The organism is Nocardia macrotermitis (assembly GCF_009604405.1).
GTDB classification, from domain to species: domain Bacteria; phylum Actinomycetota; class Actinomycetes; order Mycobacteriales; family Mycobacteriaceae; genus Nocardia; species Nocardia macrotermitis.
This window is the reverse complement of sequence record NZ_WEGK01000003.1, coordinates 64,146-82,115: the sequence shown is the minus strand read 5'-3', so window position 1 is coordinate 82,115 and position 17,970 is coordinate 64,146. Positions and strand designations below refer to the sequence as shown.

The following is a 17,970-nucleotide window of genomic DNA, read 5'->3' as shown; positions in this document are numbered from 1 at the left end:
AACATTTCGGCAATCACCGCGATGCGCCGCCGTTCTCGCGTGCCCCGTAAGCTGGTCGTCGAACAGTTCGGCGATGGTGCGCAGCGGGGGCGAAGGCCCGGCGCGCGCACGGGCAAGCGCAGGAGACACACCATGTCAGGTCGCCCGGTACGGCGCGACGGTCGCACAGGCGTGCGGCACCAGGGCGGGGCTCGGAGCACACCCATCCGATTCGGTATGGGTAGGAGCGGCAAGGGCGGGGTAGCGCTGTGCCTGGCGTTCACGGCGGCGCTGCTGGCCGCGTCGTGCTCGTCCACGTCGAGTTCCTCCTCCCAGGCGGGACCGGCCGCCAAGGCCCCCGCGGCCAAGATCTCGGTCACCCCCGGCGGCGGCGACGCGGTCGATCCGCTCGGCAAGATCGAGGTCAGCGCCTCACAGGGCCAGCTGACCACGGTCACGATGACGAACGAGAACGGCAAACAGATCGAGGGGATCTACACCCCGGACAAGACGGCCTGGAAGCCTTCGGAACCGCTGGGCTACAACCACACCTATTCGGTCGCGGCCCAGGGCGTCACGCTGACCGGGCCGATCCCCGAGGCCAAGACCTCGTTCACCACGCTGACCCCGAGCAACCAGACCAAGGCGTATCTGACCAACACCGGTGGTCAGGAGGTCGACGGCGGGACATACGGCGTCGGCACGGTCATCGTCGCGCACTTCGACGAGGCGATCCCGGACAAGGCCGCCGCGGAGAAGAAACTCTCCGTGACGACCAATCCTCCGGTCCAGGGCTCGTGGTACTGGCTCGACGATCGCAACGCGCACTGGCGGCCGCAGAAGTACTGGGCGCCGGGCACCAAGGTGACGGTGGCGGCCAACATCTTCGGCGCGCAGCTGGGCGGCGGACTGTACGGCCAGGAGAACTCCAAGGCGTCGTTCACGATCGGCCCCTCGCATGTGTCCATCGCCGACGACAACACCCATCAGGTGCAGGTCTTCGAGAACGGCAAGCTGATCCGCACCATGCCGACCTCGATGGGGATGGGCGGCACCCAGGTCGTCGACGGCAGGACCATCTACTTCTGGACCATGCCCGGCACCTACACGGTGATGGGGCGCGGCAACCCGGTGATCATGGACTCCTCCACCTTCGGCCTGCCGGTCAACTCCCGGCTCGGCTACAAGGAGGCGATCAACTGGGCCACCCAGATCAGCGCGGACGGGATCTACCTGCACCAGCTGGATTCGACCGTCTCCGCGCAGGGTGTGCGCAACACCTCGCACGGCTGTCTGAACCTCAATCAGTCCAACGCCCAGTGGTTCTACAACTGGTCGATGATGGGCGATGTGGTCGAGGTGCACAACACCGGCGGCCCGGCGTTGCAGGTGTGGGACAACGGTGACTGGACCCTGCCCTGGGATCAGTGGTTGCAGGGTAGCGCGCTGAACAAGTAACCGGGACCGGGTTCGTAGCGGAAATACGAAGGCCGCCTTCATCTTTCGATGGAGGCGGCCTTCGTGTTGCACAGCGGGATCCGTCGTCGCGGCGTGCGGGTCAGCCCCGGAACGGGTACCTGTCGTCCAGATCCAGATCGAGTTGCAGGACGTTCACCCGGGGCTCGCCCAGGAAGCCGAGATCACGCCCCTGCGTGTGCGCGGCGACCAGCGCGCGCACCTGATCCCGGGAGATGCCGCGCGCCTTGGCAACCCGCGACACCTGGATATTCGCGTAGGCCGGGGAGATGTTCGGATCCAGCCCCGAGGCCGAGGCGGTGACCGCGTCGGAGGGCACGGGCGTGTCGACCGAGGCGTTACCCCGGATCGGCATGATCTGCCCCGCCGAGTAGTCCTCGCCGGGCTTGGCCAGTTGCACCGCGACGCCCTCGTAGAACGCCAGGAACGGGACCTTCGTGGTGCGCGAATCCTCGTTCACGCTGATCACCGCGGTCGGATTGATCACGTTTCCGTGTGAGTCACGCGGACCCACGACCGCCAGCACCGCGCCGACGCCGCCCGAGGTGCAGAACGGCCGGCTACCGTCCACGCCCTCCAGCGCACCCACCGCGAGACTGCGCGCACACACCGTGGACAGCAGCGACAGCTTGTCGGCCTTGGGATCCTTCGCGTCCAGGGTGTCCACGATGCTCTCCGGGCCCATGTTGCCGAACGTGGAACTCGCCGGATCGTAACCGTCCGGGATCGCGCTGACCCCGGTCGCGGCGTCGGCGGCGGGCGCCGCGTTGGACGGGCGGGTCTGGAAGTACTGCGCCTTCGCCGTGCCCTTGCCGTCGGTGAACGCCTGCCCGATCAGACTGCTGCCCACCACCTTTCCGTGCTGCTCGAGCAGCGAACCCTCGGCCTTGTCGTGCAGGCCGGGCAGCTGCGCGACCACGAAAACCACCAGCGGATAGGCGATTCCGAGGATCACCGTCATGACCAGCAGCGCGCGCAGGGCCGCGAGATGCTGTCGGATCCAGGTCGACTGTCGTGTCGAGAAAATAGGCATCAGGACATCCCGGGGAAGAATTGGATGATCAGATCGATCACCTTGATACCGATGAACGGGGCGACGATGCCGCCGAGTCCGTATAGGGAAAGGTTGCGGCTCAACAACTTCGACGCACTCGAGGGCCGATAGTCCACCCCGCGCAACGCCAGCGGGATCAGCGCGACGATGACCAGCGCGTTGAAGATGACCGCGGACAGGATCGCGGACTGCGGGCTGTGCAGCCGCATGATGTTCAGCACGTCCAGGCCCGGGAACAGCGAGACGAACATCGCCGGGATGATCGCGAAGTACTTGGCGACGTCGTTCGCGATCGAGAACGTGGTGAGCGCGCCGCGCGTGATCAGCAACTGCTTACCGATCTCCACGATCTCGATCAGTTTGGTCGGATCCGAATCCAGATCGACCATGTTCCCGGCTTCCTTGGCCGCCGAGGTGCCGGTGTTCATCGCGACGCCGACGTCGGCCTGCGCGAGCGCGGGCGCGTCGTTGGTGCCGTCACCGGTCATGGCGACCATCCGGCCGCCCTCCTGTTCGCGGCGGATCAGCGCGAGCTTGTCCTCGGGCGTGGCTTCGGCGAGGAAGTCGTCCACCCCGGCCTCATCGGCAATCGCCTTGGCGGTCAAGGGATTGTCGCCGGTGATCATGACCGTGCGGATGCCCATCCGGCGCATCTCGTCGAAACGTTCGCGCATGCCCTGCTTGACGACATCCTCGAGGTGGATGACGCCCAGCAGCCGGGCCGTCCCGTTCTGCACCTCACCGACGACCAGCGGCGTACCGCCCGAGGCGGAGATACCGTCGACGGTCTCGCCGAGTTCGGCGGGAATCTGCCCGCCCTGCGACCGCACCCATTCGGTGACCGCGCTGGCCGCACCCTTGCGCAGCTGATGCCCGTCGGACAGATCCACGCCCGACATGCGCGTCTGCGCGGTGAACTCCACCCACGTCGCGCCGGTCAGTTCCCCGGCCGTGCGCTCGCGCTTACCGAACGCCTCCTTCGCGTACACCACGATCGAGCGGCCCTCCGGCGTCTCGTCGGCGAGGCTGGAAAGCTGTGCGGCATCGGCCAATTCGTCCGCCGACAGTCCCGGCATCGGCACGAAGTCCGACGCCTGACGATTGCCGAGGGTGATGGTGCCGGTCTTGTCCAGCAGCAGGGTGTTCACATCGCCCGCGGCCTCGACCGCGCGCCCGGACATGGCCAGCACGTTGCGTTGCACGAGCCGGTCCATCCCGGCGATGCCGATGGCCGAGAGCAGCGCGCCGATCGTCGTCGGGATCAGGCAGACCAGCAGCGACACCATGACGATTCCGGTGACGCCGTTGACGTCGAGCGTCTGATTGTCCGCGACGCCGGGGTTGTTCGCCTTGGCGAAGATCGCCAGCGGCTGCAGGGTCGCGACGGCGAAGACGAAGATGATCGTCAACGCGGCCAGCAGGATGTTCAGCGCGATCTCGTTCGGCGTCTTCTGCCGGCTCGCGCCCTCGACCAGCGCGATCATCTTGTCGATGAACGAACCGCCCGGCTCCTGGGTGATGCGCACGACGATCCGGTCCGAGAGCACCGTGGTACCGCCGGTCACCGCGGAACGGTCGCCGCCGGACTCCCGGATCACCGGCGCGGATTCCCCGGTGATGGCCGATTCATCAACGGACGCAATGCCTTCCACGACATCGCCGTCACCGGGGATGACCTGTCCGGCCTCGACCACGACCACGTCGCCGCGCTGCAACTCCGGCGCCGGGACGCTCTCCTCGACCACCCGCGCGCCCGGCGACCAGTCCACCAGCCGCCGAGCGACGGTGTCGGTCTTGGCCTTTCGCAACGTATCGGCCTGCGCCTTACCGCGTCCCTCCGCGACCGCCTCGGCGAGATTCGCGAAAAGTACTGTGAGCCAGAGCCATACGACGATCGCCCAGGCGAAGAACGTCGGATGGGCCAGGGCCAGCACGGTGGTCCACACCGCGCCGATCTCGACGATCAACATCACCGGATTGCGCCACAGCGTGCGCGGATCCAGTTTGCGCACCGCGTCCGGCAGCGACTTCAGCAGCATCTTCGGGTCGAACAGGCCCGCCGACACCCGAGACTTGTTGTCCTGCACGGTTTCCTGCGGCGCGGGGGCCGCACTCTGATCGATGGTGGGAGTGGTCATCAATGAATTCCTTCGGCGAGCGGCCCGAGCGCCAGCGCGGGCAGGAAGGTGAGGGCGACCAGGATGATCGTCACCCCGGCGACCATGCCGACGAACAGCGGCCGATGGGTGGGCAACGTGCCGTCCGATTCGGGCGTACGGCCCTGCGCGGCAAGGGATCCGGCCAGCGCGAGGGCGAAGATGATCGGCACGAAACGGCCGAACACCATGGCCAGGCCCAACGCGGTGTTCCACCACGTGGTGTTCGCGCTCAGCCCCGCGAAGGCCGAACCGTTGTTGTTGGCCGCGGAGGTGAAGGCGTACAACACTTCCGAGAGCCCGTGCGGTCCGCTGTTGGCCATCGCGGCGCGTTCCCCGGGCAGGGCCATCGCCGCGGCCGTACCGGTCAGCACGATCAGCGGGGTGACCAGGAAATAGGCTGCGGCAAGCTTGATTTCGCGCGGCGTGATCTTCTTGCCGAGGTATTCCGGGGTGCGCCCGACCATCAGCCCGGCGATGAACACGGTGATCACCGCCAGGATCAACATGCCGTACAGACCCGAACCGGTACCACCCGGCGCGACCTCACCCAGCTGCATGTTGAACATCGCCATCAGCCCGCCGGTACTGGTCATCGAATCGTGCGCGGAATCCACCGCACCGGTCGAGGTCAGCGTCGTCGCGCTGGCGAACGTCGCGGAATCCGCTACGCCGAAACGGGTTTCGACCCCTTCCAGGGCCGCCCCGACCGCCGTCGGCACGGTGCCGTGGTGATGCAGCTGGAAGAAGTTGGTCAGGATGGTGCTGAACAACGCCAGCGTCGCCATCACCGAGACGATCGCGAACCCCTGCTTCTTGCTCCCGACCATCCGCCCGAAGGTGCGCGGCAGCGAGAAACCGATCACCAGCAGCAGGAAGATCTCCACGAAATTCGTCCAGGCCGTGGGGTTCTCGAACGGATGCGCGGAGTTCACGTTGAAGAATCCGCCACCGTTGGTACCCAGCAGCTTGATGGCCTCCTGGCTGGCCACCGGGCCGCCCGGCAGCGTCTGCGCACCGGTGTCGGCGACGGTGGTCGCGGTCTGCGAGAACAGGTGGAAGTTCTCGATCACACCGCCGGAGATCAGCACGATCGCGAACACGAACGAGAGCGGCAGCAGAATCCGGATGGTCCCCCGCACGAGATCAACCCAGAAATTCCCCAGCTCACCGGTGCGATGCCGGGCGAACCCGCGCACCAGCGCGACCGCCACCGCGATGCCCACCGCGGCGGAGACGAAGTTCTGCACCGCCAGCCCGCACATCTGCACGACGTGCCCCATCGTGGACTCGCCGGCATAGTTCTGCCAGTTGGTGTTGGTCACGAAGCTGATGGCGGTGTTCCAGGCCAGACTTCCGGTCATCGGCGTGCCCGGATCGTGCGGATGCAGCGGCAGGCGGCCCTGCGACAGCTGCAGGAAGAACAGGAACAGCACACTGACCGCCGAGAAGGCCAGCACGCTGCGGGCGTAGATCCCCCAGGTCTGCTCGACGCCGGGTTGTACGCCGATGAGGCGGTAGATGACGCGTTCGGCGCGAGAGTGCTTGTCCCGGGCGAAAACTCGGTACATGTAGTCGCCGAGTGGTACGTGGACCACGGCGAGCGCGATGACGAGGGCCGCGATGAACACGATCCCCGCGGTTGTGGTGTCCACCTAGAACCTTTCCGGGTACAGCAGCGACGCGACCAGGTAGATCGCGATTCCGACGGCCAGGACGAGACCGATGATGTTCTCCGTCACAGCCGTTCGACTCCCCGTTGGATGAGCCCGAGCAGGGCGAAGATCGCCACGGTCACAACCGTGAACACCACGACAGACATGGGTCGAACCTTTCTTGGACCAGCGGCGTACACGAGTGCGCCGAATGCGAGTCAAGCGCGGCGAACACCCCCTCCACGAGGTCCTTGACGGCTTCTTAGCGCCCGCGACGGTGGCCTTGACGGGTCATTTACACGGGCGTTTCGGGGTGCCGGTCGAAGGGCGTAAAGGTCCAGGTCGGAGCCGTAAAGAAAGCGTCAAGGCGCGGGTCGGCCGGTGTGGCGACGGTAGACAGAGAGGGCCCGGCCGCACCCTTCTCCCGGCCGTCCCTTCACATCCCCGAGGAGACCTCCATGCCGGACCACGCCGCGCGGCCGCCCCACCAGCCACGATGGTTTCCACGCGAGATGATGGACGCGTGAGACGCGGTCGACTGCGCATCTACCTCGGTGCCGCCCCCGGGGTGGGCAAGACCTTCGCCATGCTCGGTGAGGCGCATCGGCGGCTGGATCGCGGCCGCGATGTGGTGGCCGCGGTGGTCGAGACGCATCAGCGAGCCAAGACCGCCGCACTGCTCGAGGGCATCGAACGCATTCCCACCAAGGAGATGTCGTATCGCGGCGCGACGCTGCCCGAACTCGACGTCGATGCCGTGCTGCGGCGCGCGCCCGCCGTGGTGCTGGTCGACGAACTCGCGCACACCAACGTGCCCGGCTCGAAGAACGGCAAACGCTGGCAGGACGTGCACGAATTGCTCGCCGCCGGCATCGATGTGATCTCCACGGTCAACGTGCAACACCTGGAGAGCCTCAACGACGTCGTCGAACAGATCACCGGCGTGGTGCAGCGGGAAACCGTGCCGGACTGGGTGGTTCGCGGCGCGGATCAGGTCGAGCTGGTCGACATCACCCCGGAAGCGTTGCGGCGCAGGCTCTCCCACGGCAACGTCTACGCCGCCGACAAGGTCGACGCGGCGCTGCGCAACTACTTCCGTCCCGGAAACCTCACCGCGCTAAGGGAATTGGCGCTGCTGTGGCTGGCCGACCAGGTCGACGCGGCACTGGCGAAATATCGCGAGGACCACAGCATCACCGACACCTGGGAGGCCCGCGAGCGCGTCATCGTGGCGGTGACCGGCGGCCCCGAATCCGAGACCATCGTGCGCCGCGCGAGCCGCATCGCCACCAAGTCCAGTGCCGATCTGATCGTGGTGCACGTGGTGCGCGGCGACGGGCTGGCCGGGGTGTCCACCCAACGGCTGAACCGGTTGCGTGAGCTGGCCACCGGCCTGGGCGCGAGCCTGCACACCGTGACCGGCGAGGACGTGCCCAGCGCCCTGCTGGATTTCGCGCGCGGAGTCAACGCGACGCAGCTGGTGCTGGGCACCTCCCGACGCTCGCGCTGGGCGCGGATGCTGGACGAGGGCATCGGCTCGACCGTGGTGCAACTGTCCGGCAAGATCGATGTCCACATGGTCACCCACGAGGAGTCCAATCGAGGATTTCGCTGGTCCTCGATGCTGCCGCCGGAACGCACGCTGTCCGCCTGGCTCGCGGCGCTGCTGGTACCCGCGCTGATCACGGCGATCTGCTTCTACCTACTGGATTCGCCGCAGGATCTGGCCGGGCAGAGCGCGCTGTTCTTCGTCGGCGTGATCGCGGTGTCGCTGCTGGGCGGCGTGGCGCCGGCCTCGCTGTCCGCGGTGCTGGGCGGGCTGCTGCTGAACTGGTTCTTCGTCTCCCCCCGCTACAGCCTGACCATCTCCGAGCTGAGCAACATCCTCAACATCGTGGTGATGGCGATCGTCGCGGTGGCGGTGGCCGCGCTGGTCGACATCTCCAAACGGCGGGCCGCCGAGGCACGCACAGCCTCGCGGCAGGCCGAACTGCTGACGCTGTTCGCGGGCGCGGTGCTGCACGGCGCGGATCTGCCCGATCTGCTCGAGCACGCCCGCGAGACGTACGGGCAGAGCGCGGTCGCGCTGGTCACCGACGACGACGTGATCGCCTGTGTCGGAAGCGATCCCGCGCGCCGGGTGACCGACGCCGACACCGCCATCGAGGCCGGTGACGATCGGCACTGGCTGCTGCTCAACGGCCGCTCCCTCACGCCCGCCGATCGCGTGGTGCTGGGCGCGGTCGCCAATCAGGCCGCCGGGCTGGTCCGCCAGCGCCGGCTCGCGCAGGAGGCGCAGGCCGCGGCCGGGGTGATGGAGGCCGATCGGTTGCGTCGCGCACTGCTCTCGGCGGTGAGTCACGATCTGCGCACCCCGCTGGCCGCCGCCAAGGCCGCGGTGTCCAGTCTGCGCAGCGATGACGTGGAGTTCTCCCCCGAGGACACCGCCGAACTGCTGGAAACCGTCGAGGAATCGGTCGATCAGCTCACCGGGTTGGTCGGCAATCTGCTGGATTCCTCGCGGCTGGCCGTCGGGGTGGTCACGCCCCGGCTCAAACCGGTGTATCTGGAAGAGGTGGTGAACCGCGCGGTCGTCGGCGTCGGCATGGGCACGCGCGGTTTGCGCCGCGCGGTGCACGACCGGGTGAAGGTCGAGGTCGGCGACGTCGAGGCGCTCACCGACAGCGGTCTGCTCGATCGCGTCCTGGCCAATCTGATCGACAACGCCCTGCGCTACTCCCCGCCCGATACTCCGATCCGGGTCACCGCCGAGCAGACCCGGGACCGGATCTCGCTGACGGTCGTCGACCACGGTCCCGGGATTCCGGCCGGGCTGGAGGATCAGTTGTTCGAACCGTTCCAGCGGCTCGGCGACCGGGACAACTCCACCGGCGTCGGCCTGGGCCTGTCGGTGGTGCGCGGCTTCGTCGAGGCGATGGGCGGCAGCGTGCACGCCGAGCCGACCCCCGGCGGCGGCCTGACCGTGGTCATCGACCTACCGGCCGTTCCGGCGGTGCGACAAGAGGAGGAGATCGGGTGACGATACCGGCGAGCACGAACGACGGGGAGCGTCCCGCACGCCCCCAGAGCGGAATCCGCGACCGCGATCAGACCGGCGCCGCATCGACGAAAGTCCTTGTGGTGGACGACGAACCGCAGATCCTGCGCGCACTGCGGATCAACCTGTCGGTGCGCGGATACGAGGTGATCACCGCCGCGACCGGCGCCGCGGCGCTGCGGGCGGCGGCGGAGAAACACCCCGACGTGGTGGTGCTGGACCTGGGCCTGCCCGATATGGACGGTATCGACGTGCTGGCCGGTCTGCGCGGCTGGAGTACCGCCCCGGTGATCGTGCTGTCCGCGCGCACCGACTCCGCGGACAAGGTCGAGGCGCTGGACGCCGGCGCCGACGACTACGTCACCAAACCCTTCGGCATGGACGAGTTGCTGGCGCGGCTGCGGGCCGCGGTCCGGCGCGGCGCGACCGCCACCGAGGGGATCGATCCGATCGTGGAGACGTCCTCGTTCACCGTGGACCTCTCGGCGAAGAAGGTCGTCAAACACGGTGGCGACGTCCACCTGACCCCCACCGAATGGGGCGTGCTGGAAATGCTCGTCCGCAACCAGGGCAAACTCGTCGGCCGCCGCGAACTCCTGCGCGAGGTCTGGGGCCCGTCCTACGCCACCGAAACCCATTACCTCCGTGTCTATCTCGCCCAACTCCGCCGCAAACTCGAGGACGACCCGTCCCACCCCAAGCACCTACTGACCGAAGCAGGCATGGGCTACCGCTTCAGTGTCTGATTGCCTCCGCTCCGCTCCGGCGGGACTGTATTTTTGGCCTCCGCTCCGCTCCGGCGGGTCGGGGCCCCCTGAGGCTCGATTCTTCCCTCCTCCGCTCCTCCGCTTCGCTCCCCCGCTCCGTCAGTCCAGAATCGACCCGGGCCCCGACCCTTGCAGTCGGCGTTATTCGGAGCTGGCGGAACTGGCTGACCTCGGAGTTGGCGTTGTCGATGGTTGACGGAACTGGGTGACCTTGCTGTCGGCGTTATCGAGGGTTGGCGGAACGGGTGCTTCGGGGTGGTGCGGCTAACTCCAGAGTCGAATGCCGGCACTACGAACCTGATGGCACGATTGAGGTATGGCTGAACAGACTTCGAGCACTGCCGCGGCAACCCCGGGTGCGGGCAAGACCCCGACCTCGCTGTGGGTCGAGCGCACCGGGACGCGGCGGTACACCGGACGCAGTTCGCGCGGGGCCGAGGTGCTGATCGGCTCGGACGGCGTGCCGGGTGTGTTCACCCCCGGTGAGCTGCTCAAGATCGCGTTGGCCGCGTGCACGGGGATGAGTTCGGACTTCCCGCTGTCGAATCGGCTGGGCGAGAACTACGACGTCACCATCCGCGTCTCCGGCGACGCCGACCGCGAGAGCGAGGTGTACCCGGAGCTGAACGAGCTCGTCGAACTCGACCTGTCCGAACTGGACGAGGCCGGACGCGAACGTCTGCTGGTCACCGTGCAGCGCGCCATCGACAAGGTGTGCACCGTCGGTCGCACGCTCAAGGCGGGCTCCCAGGTCAACCTGTCTTTCCAGGTCGATTCGTGAGCACTCCGGCGGCACGACCGGACACGCCCGCCGAGGCCGCGCGGCAACCGGACACCAGCGCCGACGTCCGCCTCGTCGCCTGGGTGCACGGCCGCGTCCAGGGCGTCGGTTTCCGCTGGTGGACCCGTTCGCGCGCACTGGAACTGGGCCTGGTCGGCTACGCCCGCAACACCGCCGACGGCCGCGTGCACGTCATCGCGGAGGGCCCGCGGGAACACTGCGAGAAACTGCTGGCCCTGCTCCGGTCGGACACAACCCCGGGTCGGGTGGATACGGTTGTGGAAGACTGGGGTGCCGCCCAGGGTGAGCTCTCGGGCTTCGTGGAACGGTAATCGGTGGGGAACAGGGAGTAGATCGGTGGCAACGGAACATCCGGGTATGGGACGCTACAACCCCGACCCCGGCGAGACAGGCAGCTCACACCCCGCCCAGGAGCCCGCTCCCACCGAACGCGTGAGTCCGCAGGGTCCCGGCTTCGCCGAACCCGAGCCGACGCATCCGATCCCGGGCATGCCGAATCCGACGCTGCCCATGCCCGTCCTCGGCGACACCCGGGCGAGCGCATCCGGCGGCGACGATCCGGATGCGACGGCGACCACACCGCAACTCGGCCTGTCCGATGACGCGACGAAGGTCAGCGCGCAACCCGCGACGCCCGATATCGGCGGTGCGATCTATCCCCCGCCGGACGACACATCCGCCGACGACGCGCCGCACGGCCGGATCGAACGTCAGGAAGCGGGCGTCACGCAGCCCCGCCCGCCGACAGTCGCGGAGTCGCGCGCACGGGACAAGGCGCGCAAACGCGCCGAGGAGGCCGAACGCGCGGCCGCGCTCGCCCTCGAGGCCAAGCAGCGCAACCGCAAACGGGTGCTCATCGGCGGCGCGGCGATCGTCGGCGTCGCCGCGGTGGTCGGCGCGGGCTATCTGGCCTGCCAGCCCTCCGAACCCGACGTCACCGCCTACTGCATCACCGACGACAGCGGCCAGCAGACCGTCGTCAACGACAACGACTGCGTCGCGGCCCAGAACTACGCCACCACGACCGGTACGTACCACAGCGGACTGCCCGCGGTGTTCTTCTTCAACGGCCACCAGTACCGCTACTACTACGGCGGCGCCAACACCGTCGGCCGCGCACCGGTCGGCGGCAGTTTCAGCGCACCGTCCAATGCGCATGTCAGTACCAAGAGCGGCACCGTGGTTCGCGGTGGCCTGGGTTCCACGAGCGGCGGAAAGTCGGGAGGTTCATAGATGCGCCGGGTGCGCGAGCGGCCACGGGCCAGTTGGCAGCGGATCATCGCCGATCAGGGCCTGGTATTCGGTTCACCCGGTCGCGACACGAACGGACAGCCGCGCCCGTACTGGGACGAGTCGGTGCACTACGAATTCGATCTGGACGAGATCCTCGCGATGGAGGCCCAGGTCGAGGTGCTGCACACCATGTGCCTGCACGCCGCCGAACAGGTCGTGCTGACCGAACGGTTCGCGGATTTCGGTCTGCCCGAATGGAGTTGGGGCCCGATCGCCGAATCCTGGCGTCGCTCCGACCCTTTCGTCTACGGACGTTTCGATCTGCGCTACGACGGCCGCGGTCCGGCGAAACTGCTGGAGTACAACGCCGATACGCCGACCTCGCTGCTGGAGGCGGGAATCGTGCAGTGGCACTGGCTCACCGACGTGCACGAGGGTGACGACCAGTGGAATTCGTTGCACGAGAAGCTCGTCGAGCGCTGGGCCGAACTGCGCGCCCAACTCCCCAAGGGCGCACTGCATTTCACCTGGTCCTCCGCCGACGGCAGCGGTGAGGACAACGTCACCACCGCCTACATGCAGGAGACCGCCGCCGAGGCCGGATTCGACACCGTCGCGCTGCCGATCGAGGAGATCGGCTGGGACAGCGAACTGGAACGTTTCGTGGACCTGGCCGAGGCGCCGATCGAATCGATCTTCAAGCTGTATCCCTGGGAATGGGCCCTGGACGACGACTTCGGCAAGCGCGTGGTCGACTCCCTGCCGGAGACCATGTGGGTCGAGCCGCTGTGGAAGGCGCTGCTGTCCAACAAGGCGCTGCTCGCGGTGCTGTGGGAGATGTACCCCGGCCACCCGAACCTGTTGCCCGCGTACATCGATGAGCCGCACGAACTCACCGAGTACATCCGCAAACCCAAACTCGGCCGCGAGGGCGCGAACATGACCATCGTCGGCGGCGGTATGGAAACCTCCACCGGCGGCGTCTACGGCGAAGAGGGCTACGTCTACCAATTGCTCGATCCACTACCGGATTTCGACGGCATGCGCCCGGTACTGGGCGCGTGGATCGTCGGCGACGAGGCCGCGGGCCTGGGCATCCGCGAAACCCCGGGCCTGATCACCGACGACTCCTCGACGTTCGTCCCGCACCGGATTCCGGCGAAGTAGACGGCCCCGAAGGGGGCCGGGCGAACTCAGCCGCGACGTTCGGCGAGCCGGTCCAGCAGTCGCTTGTGCACCGAGGCCGGCAGCATGTCGGAGACGTCGCCCCCGAAGGTGGCGACCTCCTTCACCAGTGAGCTGGACAGGAAACCGTAGAGCGGGTTCGTCGCGATGAAGAAGGTGTCGACGCCGGACAGTTTCTTGTTCATCTGCGCCATCTGCAACTCGTATCCGAAGTCGGTCGCGTCGCGCAGCCCCTTCACGATGGCGGTGAGGCCCTGTTCGCGGGCGAAGTCGACCGTCAGGCCGTACCAGGATTCCACCCGCACGTTCGGCAGTTCCGCGGTGACCTCGCGCAACATCTCCACGCGCTCGTCCACGGTGAACATGCCCTGCTTCTTCTTGTTGATCGTCACCGTCACGACGATCTCGTCGAATTGCGCTGCCGCGCGGGCGAAGACGTCCAGATGTCCGTTCGTCACCGGATCGAACGATCCGGGGCACATTGCTCCAGCCATGAGAAGACGCTAACAGGACGCGACGCCCGGATGAGCGTCAGAAGACCCACAGTCGCAGGCTCAGGAAACGCAGGGTCCCCACTGCCGCGGTGATCACGATGACGGCGATCGCCTCGGCGATATCACCCATCCCGGGAGCCACCACGTCCAGCAGGGCCAGCGCCGCCGACGTGATCGCCAACCCGGCCAGGGCCAGACCGCCCCCCTCTATCTGGGCGGTCAGCCAGCCGACGCGTTCGGCGGCGTGGAAGGTCAGGCGACGATGCAGTTCGTTGGCGATCGCGGTGCTCACGACCGAGCCGATCAGATTGGCCACCTGCGGTCCCTCGCCGTAGCAGGCGGTGAACAGCAGGAAGTAGCCGATATTGCTGAATCCGCCGACCAGTGCGAAACGGATCAGCTGAGCCAGCCACCGGTCGCTGCGCAGATAGTTCCCGAGCAGTCCCAACGCACTGGGCAGCCGGGACCGCGTGGGTTCGGAGGATGCGGAGAACTCGGGCTCGGGGTTCACCCCCATGCCCGGATCTGCTGGGTGCAGGACAGCCATCGTCATTCCGATCGAGACATCGCCGGACCCGGGCCCGGCTGATCTACCGCTCGGTAAGAATCTAGCACCAAACGGAGAGATTTCCTCCACTTGATTGTGTGGCATATCAAACACCCAGCCGACACACCGCCGTCGAACCCGGTTGGCGCCGTCGCGGGAAGGCACACTGGGCTACGACGGCAGAGATGTTCGCCATCGCAAGTTCGGCAGGAGAGTGGGGTCAGCAGATGTACCGCGTATTCGAGGCACTCGACGAACTCGTCGCGATCGTCGAAGAGGCACGCGGGATCCCTCCCACGCGCAACTGCATCATCCCCCGCGGTGACGTACTCGAACTCCTGGACGACGTGCGCGAGGCGATCCCGGGCGAACTGGACGACGCACAGGATGTGCTCGACCACCGCGACCGGATCGTCAACGACGCCACCGACGCCGCCGAGAACACCGTCACCGGCGCCAACGCCCAGGCCGATCAGACCGTGTCCGCCGCCCGTGAGGAGGCCGACCGCATCCTCGCCGACGCCAAGGCACACGCGGACCGCATGGTCGCCGAGGCCCGCGCGCACGCGGATCACATGGTCGCCACCGCCACCGCCGAGGCCGATCGGGTCGTCACCGAGGGCAAGGCCGAGTTCGAGGCCGTCACCGGACGCGCGCGGGCGGAGTCCGAGCGGATGATCGCGGCCGGTCAGTCCTCCTACGAACGGTCCGTCGCGGAAGGTCAGTCCGAACAGGATCGGCTGGTCCAGCAGACCGAGGTGGTGCGGGCCGCGCACAGCGAATCCGCGCGGCTGATCGATTCCGCGCAGGCCGAGGCCGACCGGTTGCGCGGGGAATGCGATCAGTACGTCGACGGCAAGCTCGCCGATTTCGAGGAGATCCTGCACGGCACGATGCGCATCGTGGATCGCGGACGGCATCAGTTGCGCAGCGGCACGGGTATCCCCGACTACGCCGGGGACTTCCGCCGCTGACCTGCGAACGGCCGCGATTTCCGGCCGATTTCGATTCGACCATGCGCATTCGGTATCGTGGTCTGGTTACCCATCCATATCTACAGGTGAAGTGAGTTCGTCATGCCCGCCGACTCCGGTCCCGGTTCGCGTCGTCGTCCGACCGACGCGGGTTTCGTGCTGGACACCCGCAGCCTCGGACGCAAACCGGGCACGATGAAGACCTTGCAGCGCGCGGTGACCGTGCCCGAAGCCATCGGGCTGGACCTGATCGCCATCCCGGCCGGGGCCGAGGTGGACCTGGATCTGGCACTGCAATCGGTGTCGGAGGGCGTGCTGGTCACCGGTTCGGTGACCGCGCCGATCGCCGGGGAGTGCTCGCGCTGCCTGGAATCGTTCACCGACGAGATCGTGCTCCAGGTGACCGAGCTGTTCGCCTATCCGGACAGCGCCACCGAGCAGACCACCGAGGAGGACGAGATCTACCGCCTCGTGGACGACATGATCGACCTCGAACCGGTGGTCACCGACATGGTGGGCCTGGAACTTCCGCTGCAACCGCTGTGCGCCCCGGACTGCGCCGGACTGTGCCCCGAATGCGGTGTGCGGATGGCGATTGCGGGTTCGGACCACGGGCATGAGATACTGGATCCTCGCTGGGCGGGGCTCGCCAAATTCACGGCCGAATCCCCCGGCACCGGCGGCACCGCCGCCGAACTCAATTAGACGTAGACGGATTTCCCGTGGGCCGGAACCGGTCCGGGAGAGAACCTTAAGGAGAAGTAGTCGTGGCCGTTCCGAAGCGCCGGATGTCCCGTTCCAACACCCGCTCCCGGCGCAGCCAGTGGAAGGCCACCGCGCCGACCCTGATCACCTGCCCGAACCGGGCCTGCGGCGAGAAGACCCTGCCGCACATCGCCTGCCCGAACTGCGGCACCTACAAGGGCCGCCAGGTCGCCTCGGCGGTTTGATCGCACCGGCAGCACAGCAGTGACAGCCAGTAAAGACCGCGCGGACGCACCCGCCGTGGGTGAGTCCGCCGATCATGCGGGCCTGCTCCAGGCACTCGGCGTCGATCTGCGCGAGGACCTGCTCCGCCTGGCCCTCACCCACCGTTCCTATGCCTACGAGAACGGCGGGCTGCCCACCAACGAACGCCTGGAATTCCTGGGCGATTCGGTGCTGGGCCTGAGCATCACCGAGCGGCTGTATCTCGAGCACCCGGACAAGTCCGAGGGCGAGCTCGCGAAGTTGCGCGCCAGCGTGGTCAACATGCACGCACTGGCCGAGGTCGCGCGCGGCCTGGGCGAGGGTGGCCTGGGCCCGCACCTGCTGCTGGGCAAGGGCGAGGAGATGACCGGCGGCCGCGACAAGCCGTCCATCCTCGCCGACGGCATGGAGTCGCTGCTCGGCGCGGTCCATCTCGATCACGGTATCGAGGTGGCGCGCGAGGTCGTGCTGCGGTTGTTCGCCGACCTGCTCGAGCGTGGTCCGCGCATGGGCGCGGGCCTGGACTGGAAGACCAGCCTGCAGGAGCTGACCGCCGAACGCGGTATCGGCGTGCCCGCGTACGAGATCACCTCGACCGGCCCGGATCACGACAAGGAGTTCACCGCGACAGCGGTGATCGGTGGTCAGGCGTACGGCTCGGGTATCGGCCGGTCCAAGAAGGAAGCCGAACAGAAGGCCGCCGGCGCAGCCTGGCAATCTCTCAACGAGGGATAGATGCCCGAACTTCCCGAGGTCGAGGTCGTTCGGCGCGGCCTCGCCGATCATGTGGTCGGTCATATCGTCGAATCCGTCACGGTGAAACATCCCCGCTCGGTGCGCAGACATGTGCTCGGCGGGGATGATCTGTCGGCGCGGATGTCCGGTCTGCGGGTCGAATCGGCCCAGCGGCGCGGCAAATTCCTCTGGCTGACCTTCGACGATCCCGATACCGCGCTGGTGGTGCACCTCGGGATGAGCGGGCAGATGCTGGTCCAGCCCGCCGACGCTCCCCTGGAGAAGCACGCCCACATCGTCGCCACGCTCGATACGGGTGCGCAGTTGCGGTTCGTGGATCAGCGGACGTTCGGCGGGTGGGCGTTGCATCCGATGGTCGAGGTCGACGGTACGGCGTTGCCCGAGGCGGTCGCGCATATCGCTCGCGACCCGCTGGATCCGCTGTTCGACGCCGATGCCGTGGTGCGGAGGATCCGCGCCAAGCATTCCGAGATCAAACGGGTGCTGCTGGATCAGACCGTGGTGTCGGGCATCGGGAACATCTATGCCGACGAGGCGCTGTGGCGGGCGCGGCTGCACGGCGAGCGCATTGCGAGCAAACTCACCCGGCCCGCGCTGCACGGACTGCTGAGCGAGGTGCAGGCGGTGATGTCCGAGGCGCTGCGGGCCGGTGGGACGTCCTTCGACGCGCTGTACGTCAACGTGAACGGGCAATCCGGATATTTCGAACGGTCGCTGGCCGCCTACGGGCGCGAGGACGAGCCGTGCCGCCGGTGCGGTGCGCCGATCCGGCGGGAGAAGTTCATGAACCGGTCGTCCTACTCCTGCCCGCGCTGCCAGCCGCGACCGCGCGGATAGCCCTCGGCTGCGCAAAAACCCGGCGGCT

The 17,970-nt window shown here is 67.4% G+C and carries 18 protein-coding genes; 12 read left to right on the top strand and 6 right to left on the bottom strand.

Annotated elements, in window-relative coordinates; translation table 11 throughout:
* Positions 1-216 precede the first annotated feature (216 nt).
* Entirely contained in the window at positions 217-1,437 is a 1,221-nt protein-coding gene (locus tag NRB20_RS07555; protein WP_153408969.1) for a L,D-transpeptidase, read from the top strand.
* A 100-nt stretch (positions 1,438-1,537) separates the two neighbouring features.
* Here the strand turns inward: NRB20_RS07555 and NRB20_RS07550 are convergent, their stop codons facing one another.
* From NRB20_RS07550 to kdpF, 4 genes are read right to left on the bottom strand one after another with little or no spacing between them, the layout of a single operon-like run.
* Positions 1,538-2,488, bottom strand: a complete 951-nt coding sequence (locus NRB20_RS07550; RefSeq protein WP_153408967.1) for a potassium-transporting ATPase subunit C — start codon at positions 2,486-2,488, stop codon at positions 1,538-1,540.
* Positions 2,488-4,647 carry a potassium-transporting ATPase subunit KdpB gene (gene kdpB, locus NRB20_RS07545; RefSeq protein WP_153408965.1) on the bottom strand — a complete coding sequence of 720 codons (2,160 nt, stop codon included), beginning with the start codon at positions 4,645-4,647 and terminating at the stop codon, positions 2,488-2,490. Before kdpB ends, NRB20_RS07550 begins: the two co-directional genes overlap by 1 nt.
* A complete protein-coding gene (kdpA, locus tag NRB20_RS07540) occupies positions 4,647-6,320 on the bottom strand; it encodes a potassium-transporting ATPase subunit KdpA (protein ID WP_319944598.1) in 1,674 nt (557 codons plus the stop codon). Before kdpA ends, kdpB begins: the two co-directional genes overlap by 1 nt.
* Complete coding sequence (gene kdpF, locus NRB20_RS39240; RefSeq protein ID WP_319944695.1) at positions 6,321-6,407, bottom strand: K(+)-transporting ATPase subunit F; 87 nt, start codon at positions 6,405-6,407, stop codon at positions 6,321-6,323.
* 409 nt (positions 6,408-6,816) lie between these two features.
* Here kdpF and NRB20_RS07530 point away from each other — a divergent pair, with 409 nt between their 5' ends.
* The 6 genes from NRB20_RS07530 (at position 6,817) to NRB20_RS07505 (ending at position 13,347) form a co-directional block, all read left to right on the top strand.
* A complete protein-coding gene (locus NRB20_RS07530; protein ID WP_153408961.1) occupies positions 6,817-9,360 on the top strand; it encodes a sensor histidine kinase in 2,544 nt (847 codons plus the stop codon).
* 53 nt (positions 9,361-9,413) lie between these two features.
* Complete coding sequence (locus tag NRB20_RS07525) at positions 9,414-10,124, top strand: response regulator (protein WP_319944694.1); 711 nt, start codon at positions 9,414-9,416, stop codon at positions 10,122-10,124.
* Positions 10,125-10,461: 337 nt separating this feature from the next.
* Positions 10,462-10,926, top strand: coding sequence for an OsmC family protein (locus tag NRB20_RS07520; RefSeq protein ID WP_153408959.1), 465 nt, complete (start codon positions 10,462-10,464; stop codon positions 10,924-10,926).
* Positions 10,923-11,258, top strand: coding sequence for an acylphosphatase (locus tag NRB20_RS07515; RefSeq protein WP_319944597.1), 336 nt, complete (start codon positions 10,923-10,925; stop codon positions 11,256-11,258). The genes NRB20_RS07520 and NRB20_RS07515 overlap by 4 nt, the downstream gene beginning before the upstream one ends.
* Positions 11,259-11,304: 46 nt before the next feature.
* Positions 11,305-12,180 carry a hypothetical protein gene (locus tag NRB20_RS37485; RefSeq protein WP_194289756.1) on the top strand — a complete coding sequence of 292 codons (876 nt, stop codon included), beginning with the start codon at positions 11,305-11,307 and terminating at the stop codon, positions 12,178-12,180.
* Positions 12,181-13,347, top strand: coding sequence for a glutathionylspermidine synthase family protein (locus NRB20_RS07505; RefSeq protein WP_153408958.1), 1,167 nt, complete (start codon positions 12,181-12,183; stop codon positions 13,345-13,347).
* Positions 13,348-13,373: 26 nt separating this feature from the next.
* On the opposite strand, the gene coaD is transcribed toward NRB20_RS07505, so the two are convergent.
* Positions 13,374-13,859 (bottom strand): pantetheine-phosphate adenylyltransferase, encoded by a 486-nt coding sequence (gene coaD, locus NRB20_RS07500; protein WP_153408956.1) that lies wholly within the window; start codon positions 13,857-13,859, stop codon positions 13,374-13,376.
* Positions 13,860-13,896: 37 nt separating this feature from the next.
* A complete protein-coding gene (locus NRB20_RS07495) occupies positions 13,897-14,406 on the bottom strand; it encodes a GtrA family protein (protein ID WP_227833326.1) in 510 nt (169 codons plus the stop codon).
* A gap of 227 nt (positions 14,407-14,633) precedes the next feature.
* On the opposite strand from NRB20_RS07495, the gene NRB20_RS07490 reads away from it, so the two are divergent.
* The 5 genes from NRB20_RS07490 (at position 14,634) to mutM (ending at position 17,942) form a co-directional block, all read left to right on the top strand.
* Entirely contained in the window at positions 14,634-15,380 is a 747-nt protein-coding gene (locus NRB20_RS07490) for a DivIVA domain-containing protein (RefSeq protein WP_153409775.1), read from the top strand.
* Positions 15,381-15,482: 102 nt separating this feature from the next.
* Positions 15,483-16,085 (top strand): YceD family protein, encoded by a 603-nt coding sequence (locus NRB20_RS07485; protein ID WP_153408954.1) that lies wholly within the window; start codon positions 15,483-15,485, stop codon positions 16,083-16,085.
* Positions 16,086-16,147: 62 nt separating this feature from the next.
* Complete coding sequence (gene rpmF, locus NRB20_RS07480) at positions 16,148-16,330, top strand: 50S ribosomal protein L32 (protein ID WP_040826295.1); 183 nt, start codon at positions 16,148-16,150, stop codon at positions 16,328-16,330.
* 19 nt (positions 16,331-16,349) lie between these two features.
* Positions 16,350-17,084 carry a ribonuclease III gene (gene rnc / locus NRB20_RS07475; RefSeq protein WP_406603792.1) on the top strand — a complete coding sequence of 245 codons (735 nt, stop codon included), beginning with the start codon at positions 16,350-16,352 and terminating at the stop codon, positions 17,082-17,084.
* Positions 17,085-17,942 (top strand): bifunctional DNA-formamidopyrimidine glycosylase/DNA-(apurinic or apyrimidinic site) lyase, encoded by an 858-nt coding sequence (gene mutM / locus NRB20_RS07470; protein ID WP_153408952.1) that lies wholly within the window; start codon positions 17,085-17,087, stop codon positions 17,940-17,942. It begins immediately after the preceding gene.
* The last annotated feature ends 28 nt before the right edge of the window (positions 17,943-17,970 follow it).

Coding starts and splice junctions, on each gene's coding strand:
- NRB20_RS07490 (WP_153409775.1), top strand. CDS start 14,634: ATGTACCGCGTATTCGAGGCACTCGACGAACTCGTCGCGATCGTCGAA.
- NRB20_RS37485 (WP_194289756.1), top strand. CDS start 11,305: ATGGGACGCTACAACCCCGACCCCGGCGAGACAGGCAGCTCACACCCC.
- NRB20_RS07550 (WP_153408967.1), bottom strand. CDS start 2,488: ATGCCTATTTTCTCGACACGACAGTCGACCTGGATCCGACAGCATCTC.
- NRB20_RS07505 (WP_153408958.1), top strand. CDS start 12,181: ATGCGCCGGGTGCGCGAGCGGCCACGGGCCAGTTGGCAGCGGATCATC.
- NRB20_RS07520 (WP_153408959.1), top strand. CDS start 10,462: ATGGCTGAACAGACTTCGAGCACTGCCGCGGCAACCCCGGGTGCGGGC.
- NRB20_RS07495 (WP_227833326.1), bottom strand. CDS start 14,406: ATGGCTGTCCTGCACCCAGCAGATCCGGGCATGGGGGTGAACCCCGAG.
- mutM (WP_153408952.1), top strand. CDS start 17,085: ATGCCCGAACTTCCCGAGGTCGAGGTCGTTCGGCGCGGCCTCGCCGAT.
- NRB20_RS07485 (WP_153408954.1), top strand. CDS start 15,483: ATGCCCGCCGACTCCGGTCCCGGTTCGCGTCGTCGTCCGACCGACGCG.
- NRB20_RS07555 (WP_153408969.1), top strand. CDS start 217: ATGGGTAGGAGCGGCAAGGGCGGGGTAGCGCTGTGCCTGGCGTTCACG.
- NRB20_RS07530 (WP_153408961.1), top strand. CDS start 6,817: ATGGTTTCCACGCGAGATGATGGACGCGTGAGACGCGGTCGACTGCGC.
- kdpB (WP_153408965.1), bottom strand. CDS start 4,647: ATGACCACTCCCACCATCGATCAGAGTGCGGCCCCCGCGCCGCAGGAA.
- coaD (WP_153408956.1), bottom strand. CDS start 13,859: ATGGCTGGAGCAATGTGCCCCGGATCGTTCGATCCGGTGACGAACGGA.